This is a genomic window from uncultured Nitrospira sp. (assembly GCA_902500695.1).
Taxonomy (GTDB): Bacteria; Nitrospirota; Nitrospiria; order Nitrospirales; family UBA8639; genus Nitrospira_E.
In genome coordinates, this window is the sequence record CABVRQ010000035.1 from 30774 (window position 1) to 36787 (window position 6014).

Here is a 6014-nt window from a genome sequence, read left to right on the forward strand (position 1 = left end):
ATGTCTCTTGCGATCAATGGAGGGTCCATACCGTTGCCAGCCGGTTTTTTTGTCATCAGCCTGATCGGGTGGTGGTGTCTCGGCGTGGGCTGTGTTCCCTCTAAAGTTCAGATTCAGGCTGCTCCAGAATTTGACCCCTCCCGTATAACCAGTCTTGCCATCCTTCCTTTTCAGACGATCAAAACCCCTCAATGGGGGAATAGCTCGACACGTGGAGGCGTGAGGGATCCCGAAGAAATCCGTACACAATTTCGATTGCCGGGAACTGATCAGGTGAATGGAACAGATTCCAGAAAAGTTCGTTATGTGGTGCCCGCAACGGCTGCACATCGAATTACGACACAGGTGGTCTCTGCGTTGGTCAACCGGCCTTCCTTACGGGTGATTGGCCCCGAGGAGTCCTTCGCCGTGTTAGGCAAGGGAAGCCAGAAAGGTGAACCGTCATTGTCGGTCATGGCCCAAGAGGTTGGGACACAATTAAAGGTTGATGGAATTCTGACGGGGCTCGTTAGCACATACCGGGAACGCGAAGGGAGTCGCCTTGGGGCTAACCCTGCGGCGGTGGGGTTTGAAGTGTATCTTGTGAGGCCTTCGGATGGAACCATCTTGTGGACTGGGGAATTTTTTGAAGAACAAAAACCTCTTAACCAGGATGTGGTAGGGTTTTTTGAAAAGGGTGGAGGGTTTGTGACTGCCGATAAACTTGCCGAACTGGGCGTAGAAAAAGTGATGAAGGCCTTTCCGGTCGGTTTGGCCGATACTGGCTCTGCTCAGTCCTTGAGAGAGGGATCTCCCTGATGCTATTGATTCCTGCAATTGATCTGAAGGACGGGAAATGTGTCCGGTTGCGCCAGGGCGAGATGGAGCAGGTCACCAGCTATTCCGATGACCCGGTGGCGATGGCGGAACATTGGCAGAGTCTTGGAGCACGCTACCTTCATGTGGTGGATTTAGACGGGGCCGTGACTGGAATTCCCAAGCACCTCTCCCACATTGAAGCCATCACCAAACGGTTAACGATCCCTATGCAGGTCGGTGGTGGCATCCGAAATACTTCAACGATTCGTGCCTACTTGTCCTGTGGGGTCGACCGGGTGGTGATTGGAACAGCGGCATTGCAGGATGCTGAGTTCCTGGCGGCAGCCGCTAAAGAGTTTCCTTCTAAAGTGTTAATCGGGATTGATGTCAAGCAGGGTTTAGTCGCGGTGCATGGGTGGAAGACCGTGTCCAGTCTGACTCCACAACAGGTCTTTGAATCAGTAAAAGATTTACCCTTGGGAGGCATGGTCTTTACGGATATTTCCCGGGACGGCATGTTGGCAGGACCAAATATTTCAGCTTTACGGGATGCCGTGGATATCTCGCCGTTCCCCGTGATTGCCTCTGGGGGAGTCACGGTACTGAAGGATGTGCAGACCATTCAGGCCCTTGGAAGCAAGATTTCCGGAATCATTATTGGAAAGGCCTTGTATGAAGGGACCTTGGATTTGAAAGCGGCTCTTGAAATGGTGGCCTCGGCAGAAGCGTCTCGAACATCATGCTGACGAAGAGAATTATTCCCTGCCTGGATGTCAAAGACGGGCGCGTGGTGAAAGGGGTCTCGTTTGTGAATTTGCGTGATGCGGGGGATCCGGTTCACGTGGCGCAGGTGTATGATCGTGAAGGTGCAGACGAACTGTGTTTTCTGGATATTACCGCCTCTCATGAAAAGCGGGATACGATTTTAGATGTGGTGATTCGGACGGCGGAGCAGGTGTTTATGCCTCTCACGGTTGGAGGAGGGATCCGGACCATTGAGGATATTCGCCGGTTATTAGAGGCCGGTGCGGATAAAGTCAGCATTAATACAGCGGCTGTGGAGCATCCCGACTTCGTCAAATCCGCCGCCAACCGTTTTGGTTCGCAATGTATCGTCGTGGCGATTGATGCAAAACGGGCGACCACCTGTGAAGGGAGAGATCCCGGTTGGGAAGTGTTTACCCATGGAGGGCGGAACTCGACCGGCCTTGATGCCGTTGAGTGGGGGAAGCGGATGAGGGACTATGGCGCTGGAGAAATTCTTCTGACCAGCATGGATCAGGACGGACAGCAGGACGGCTATGATTTAGCCTTAACTGCGGCTATTTCCGAGTCCGTCTCCATTCCCGTCATTGCTTCTGGAGGGGCTGGCACGCTTCAGCACCTGTATGAGGCGTTCCATAAGGGGAAGGCAGATGCGGTGTTGGCGGCATCGATCTTCCATTTTCAAACGTATTCAATCGGGCAAGCCAAATCGTATTTGGCTCAACAGGGTATTCCTGTGCGTCCGGGAACCGTTCCGGTTTCAATTTCATAACGACCCATGAGTGAAGTTTCTTCGATGATCCCATTGCAGTTTGATGAACAAGGATTGCTCCCCTGTGTTGTGCAGGATTGGTTGGATGGGACGGTGTTAATGGTGGGGTTCATGAACCAACAAGCATGGGAAGCGACTTGCGAATCCCAACGGGTTCATTTCTGGAGTCGATCACGGAAACGGTTATGGAAAAAAGGCGAGACGTCCGGCCATGAGTTACTCTTGAAGGAAATGTTTGTGGATTGTGATCGGGATACGATATTGGCGAAAGCCCAACCCATTGGACCGACGTGTCATACCGGAAACCGGTCATGTTTTTTCTCTCCCATGCCTTCTTCGACTTCTGAAGAGGAAGCAGCCCTCTTTTCCGGTACGGCCTGGGGCGGAATTACCCGGCGTCTGTATGAAATGGTCGGCGATCGGAAGGCCAACCCGAGTCCTGATTCCTATGTGTCGAAATTAATGGAGGGAGGCCTCGATCGTATTTTGAAAAAGGTGGTGGAAGAAGCCGGCGAAGTCCTGCTCGCCGGGAAAAATGGCGATCGGGAAGAAATTATTTATGAAATGGCTGATTTGTGGTTTCATACCCTCATCATGCTCGGGCATTTTTCCATTCCTCCTGAAGAGATCTATCAAGAGCTTGGCAAGCGATTTGGCAAATCAGGAATTCGACAGCTCGAAGGAGGCCCTACTCATGAGTGATTGTCTTTTTTGTCAAATCGTGAAGGGGGCCATTCCCGCCGACACCCTGTATGAGGATGAACACACGTTCGTGTTTAACGATATCAATCCTCAAGCGCACGTGCATATGTTGGTGATTCCCAAGCGGCACGTGGTGTCTTTGGATGATACGAAAGAGACGGATGCGGCCTTATTAGGCCACCTGATGGTCGTCTGTGCCAAGATGGCCAGACAGCGGGAAATTGCCGGTAGCGGATATCGGGTTGTTGCGAATACCGGACCGGGAGCCGGGCAGAGTGTTTTTCATTTGCACTTTCACGTCATGGGTGGGCGGACATTTGCGTGGCCTCCAGGTTAAAGGTGGCTTGCCGGGGAAAAAGCGTCCCGATAGTATTTGGTATCCGAAGGGAATGAAATTCGTAATGTGTCCCTAACACAGTCTGTGGTGAGAAGTGAGATGACCGGCGAAAAACGAGGGGTCCCTCCAGAGATTCTTCAGCAAATTCGAGATCGCATTGATATTATTGATCTCATTTCCACATATGTGAGTCTATCCAAAGCGGGGCAAAACTTTAAAGGGCTGTGCCCCTTCCATTCAGAAAAATCCCCCTCATTTTCGGTTAACCCCGTTCGACAAATGTTTTATTGTTTTGGTTGCAGTGTTGGAGGAGATGCCTTTACCTTTTTGATGAAACAGGAAGGCATGGACTTCATGGAGGCTCTGCGTGAGTTGAGCCAACGGACAGGGGTGGCCCTGCCTGAACGTCGGGAGTCAGCGGCCAAGACCACTTCAGGCTTATCTCGTGAGCGGTATTTCCATGTGTATCAATTGGCGGCTTCCTGGTATCACCGCAATCTTCAGGAAACTCCTGAAGGGCAAGTCGCTCGAGATTATTTGGATCAGCGGGGGATTGCCAGGGAATCCTGGAACACCTTCCAGTTGGGATTCGTTCCAGAAGGATGGAATGGCCTTTCCAAATGGCTGGAACAGCAGTCCGTCAAGCCAGAAGAACTCATTCAGGCTGGATTGGTGGCGCGGAAAGTGTCTGAGGATGGCACTAGGATATCAACGTATGATCGATTTCGTGGACGGGTGATGTTTCCCATTGCTGATCCGCGTGGACAAGTATTGGGATTTGGGGGTCGGATCCTGGAAGATGGGGCCTCTCCCAAGTATCTCAATTCACCCGAAACCGACTTGTTCTTTAAGGGGCGATCCCTCTATGGAATGGACAAGGCCAGGCAATCAGCTACCGCTTCCGGCAGGTTTTATTTGGTCGAAGGGTATTTTGATGTCATCGCGCTTCACCAAAACGGGATAGAGAATGCCGTGGCACCCTTGGGAACGGCGTTAACCTCTGATCATGTCCAGATTTTACGCCGATTGGCCCCGTCGGTCATGCTCGTGTTTGATGGAGATGCCGCAGGGATCGGCGCTGCGTTACGGACGCTTGATTTGTTCATGAATTCCGGCATTGAAGTCCGAGTGCTCCTGCTACCAGCTGGTGAGGACCCTGACACATTTATTCGGAAAAACGGGGTGCCGGCGTTTCGGGAATTGGAGGGGAGGGCCGCGACTTTACTCGATTTTGCCATCATGTCCGTGTTGAACAAAACCAAAACGAATTCCATTCAAGATCGAGTCAAGCGGGCTGATGAAATTCTTGCGATTCTTCATAAGACCAAAAATCCCATTGAAAAAGAGGAATATCTGAAAGTGGTCTCGGAACGATTGGGTATCAGACCGGATTTGCTTAGAAAACGCCTTCCGACGCTTTCCCGGCCGATGAATGCCGCCTCGTCTGCTACGCGACAGGAACAACCTGTCACGAATCTGGCCATTCCGCAAGGCAAGCCTGAGGAACGCGATCTTATTGTGTTATTACTCCAAGGTCGCCTGGAACCGGATCAGATTCGTCAACTCGATGAGGGTGCGTTTACTGTCCCACTGTATCGCCATATTCTCGGCAAGGCTGTTCAGCATACGGATGAAGAAGGGAATTTAAACCTCGATGCCCTGCATGCGGAATTCAGTGAGGATCCGGCTTATGAACCGGTCATTTCCCGGTTGAGTGTGGGGGAATATTATTGTGACGAAGTGTTCATTCATGTCGTCGGATGTCTCCGTGTTTTAAAGGAAAAACAGATCCAACGCCTCATGGACGAGGTAATTAGTCAACTCAAGGTTGCGCAACGGGAGGGACGCCAGGACTTGGTGGATGCTTTGGTTGCGGAGTCCAATGTGCTTCGGCAGAAAAAGGCCTTATTAACGGCTTCCCCATGAGTTTAGACCCTGTGAGGGAATAAAATTCGTAGGGGTAGTTTTTCCTGAGCGTCATTTATGGTAAAAGAGTGTGTGCGTCTTTATGTTCTCGGGCCCATAGCTCAGTTGGTTAGAGCGGCTGACTCATAATCAGTTGGTCCCAGGTTCAAGTCCTGGTGGGCCCACCATGAGAGAGGGCCGGACTTGAGTAACCGGGCGGGCAAACGTGATTTAGGATATTGAGGACTCTGTGAATTTGCAGTTGCAATACCTGATTAATCTTCAAAAATTTGATCTTCGAATTTTTCAGATTCAAGACCAGTTGCGGAAGGCACCAGAGCTTCTCAAATTCGCTGAATCTCCGCTTCAAGATATTCTCGCCAGGCTGCAAGTCCTTAAAAATACCGGTGAATCTCTCGTCAAACAACGACGAAGTTCAGAACGGGAACTCGCCACTCAAGAAGAGCAACTCCAGAAAATCAGAAATCGGCTCTCTGAGTTAAAAACGAACAAGGAATATCAGGCGCACCTCTTTGAAATTGAGTTAGCTCGAAAGAAAAAAGATTCGATTGAGGAAAATGTGCTGGAAATGATGGAGCGGGTGGAACAGAATGAGCAGGCCGTCAAGGAGCTTGAAGAGCAAACCACCGAAGCCCAGAAAGTTTTTGATACCGAAAAGGCGAGGCTGGAGACTCATTTTGCCAATTTGGCGAATGAGTTAGCCGATTTGGATCG

At 50.9% G+C, this 6014-nt stretch carries 7 protein-coding genes and 1 tRNA gene; all 8 read left to right on the forward strand.

Annotated features, from left to right (window positions below; genetic code table 11):
• Positions 1–798 (forward strand): hypothetical protein, encoded by a 798-nt coding sequence (locus AAH187_RS10515; RefSeq protein WP_342348415.1) that lies wholly within the window; start codon positions 1–3, stop codon positions 796–798.
• Positions 798–1544, forward strand: a complete 747-nt coding sequence (hisA, locus tag AAH187_RS10520) for a 1-(5-phosphoribosyl)-5-[(5-phosphoribosylamino)methylideneamino]imidazole-4-carboxamide isomerase (RefSeq protein ID WP_342348416.1) — start codon at positions 798–800, stop codon at positions 1542–1544. The genes AAH187_RS10515 and hisA overlap by 1 nt, the downstream gene beginning before the upstream one ends.
• A complete protein-coding gene (gene hisF / locus AAH187_RS10525) occupies positions 1538–2335 on the forward strand; it encodes an imidazole glycerol phosphate synthase subunit HisF (RefSeq protein WP_342348417.1) in 798 nt (265 codons plus the stop codon). Before hisA ends, hisF begins: the two co-directional genes overlap by 7 nt.
• Before the next feature lie 6 nt (positions 2336–2341).
• Positions 2342–3037, forward strand: coding sequence for a bifunctional phosphoribosyl-AMP cyclohydrolase/phosphoribosyl-ATP diphosphatase HisIE (hisIE, locus tag AAH187_RS10530; protein ID WP_342348418.1), 696 nt, complete (start codon positions 2342–2344; stop codon positions 3035–3037).
• Positions 3030–3374, forward strand: coding sequence for a histidine triad nucleotide-binding protein (locus AAH187_RS10535; protein WP_342348419.1), 345 nt, complete (start codon positions 3030–3032; stop codon positions 3372–3374). Before hisIE ends, AAH187_RS10535 begins: the two co-directional genes overlap by 8 nt.
• Before the next feature lie 99 nt (positions 3375–3473).
• Positions 3474–5300 (forward strand): DNA primase, encoded by a 1827-nt coding sequence (gene dnaG, locus AAH187_RS10540; protein WP_342348420.1) that lies wholly within the window; start codon positions 3474–3476, stop codon positions 5298–5300.
• 90 nt (positions 5301–5390) lie between these two features.
• Positions 5391–5467, forward strand: a tRNA-Ile gene (locus AAH187_RS10545).
• Positions 5468–5529: 62 nt separating this feature from the next.
• The coding region (locus tag AAH187_RS10550; protein ID WP_342348421.1) for a hypothetical protein at positions 5530–6014 on the forward strand (485 nt) is incomplete at its 3' end.